The following is a 1,669-nucleotide window of genomic DNA, read 5'->3' on the forward strand; positions in this document are numbered from 1 at the left end:
GACTGTGCAACGGCAAGCCGCTTCCCGACCAACTGGCCCGCCTGACGGCAGTCCTGCTGCCGGCCCGCATGGCCGGGGGCATCCGAACCCGCACCGCCCGCTTTCTGGGTGTGATGGCCATCTTCACCCTGGTGAACGGTGGCGTGTTGTCCTTCATCGGGCTGCAGTATGGCGCCGTGGCGCCCGACGCGCGCGGCGTGGTCGCCACCACCCTGTGGATCGTCTTTTTCGCCCTGCTGTTCGTGTCCGGCGTCGCCGCCTGGCTGCTGGTGCTGGCGTTGGAGAGCCGCCGCGTGGCGGAGGAGGAGACGGCGCGCCAGACCGGCATGCTGATGGAGGAGATCGAGGCGCATGAGCGCACCGACGCGGCCTTGCAGAAGGCCAAGGAGGTGGCGGAGGCCGCCAACGTGGCCAAGAGCCGCTACATCATCGGCATCAGCCATGAAATCCGCACGCCGCTGAACGCCATCTTCGGCTACGCCCAGTTGCTGGAGCGTGACACCAGCATCCGCAACCCCGACGGCGTGCGCGTCATCCGCCGCAGCGCCGAGCACCTGTCCAACCTGGTGGATGGGCTGCTGGACATCAGCAAGATCGAAAGCGGGCTGCTGCGCCTGACGCGCGACAAGGTGCGGCTGGTGGAATTCCTGGACCAGATCGTGGACATGTTCCGCCTGCAGGCCGCCGCCAAGGGCATCCAGTTCCACTATGACCGCCCGGCCTACCTGCCGGCCTTCGTCCATACCGACCAGAAGCGCCTGCGCCAGATCCTGATCAACCTGCTGTCCAACGCCCTGAAATACACGGCCCAGGGCCACGCCACCCTGCGCGTGCGCTATCGCAGCCAGGTGGCGGAGTTCGAGGTGTCGGACACCGGCTTCGGCATCCTGCCGGAGGATATGGAGCGCATTTTCGAACCGTTCGAGCGCGGGCGCACGGCCAGTGCCCGCGCCGTGCCGGGCACCGGCCTGGGCCTGACCATCACCCGCCTGCTGACCCGCATCATGGGTGGGGAGATCACGGTGGCCAGCACGCCCGGCCAGGGCAGCGTGTTCACCGTGCGCCTGCTGTTGTCGGAGGCGCAGTCCGGGCCGGATGATCCGCCGGCGGCCAAGACCATCCACGGCTATGCCGGTCCCCGCCTGCGGGTGCTGGTGGCCGATGACGACCCCGACCACCTCGCCCTGATCCAGAATCTCTTGCGGCCGCTGGACTTCCTGCTGTTCACCGCGCGGGACGGGCGGGAATGCGTGGAGCTGGCCCGGGAGTGCCGGCCGGATCTGGCGCTGCTGGACATCTCCATGCCCCGCATGACGGGATGGGAGGCGGCGGCGGCCTTGCGCGATCTCGACATGCCGCGCCTGAAGATCATGATGGTATCGGCCAACGCCCACGACTACACCCCCGGCCGCGCCGCCGCTGGCGGGGAGGAGGACGCGCCGTCCGTGCACGACGCCTTCATCGTCAAGCCGGTGGATATGGACGTTCTGCTGGACCGCATTGGAACACTGCTGGGCCTGGAATGGCTGTACGCCCCCGCCGCTCCGGCGCCGGCCGCCCTTCCGGACACCGCCCCCGCCACGGCCAAGCCCCATCTTGAAGCGCTGTGGCAACTGGGCCGTATCGGCCATGTGCGGGGCATAGAGAACAAGCTGCGGGAGCTGGAGGG

At 68.7% G+C, this 1,669-nt stretch carries 1 protein-coding gene; it reads left to right on the forward strand.

Annotated elements, in window-relative coordinates; all coding sequences use genetic code 11:
• On the forward strand, positions 1 to 1,669 hold a 1,669-nt coding region (locus I55_RS28150; RefSeq protein ID WP_148294021.1), incomplete at both ends, for an ATP-binding protein.

Source organism: Azospirillum sp. B4 (assembly GCF_000333275.1).
Taxonomy (GTDB): Bacteria; Pseudomonadota; Alphaproteobacteria; order Azospirillales; family Azospirillaceae; genus Nitrospirillum.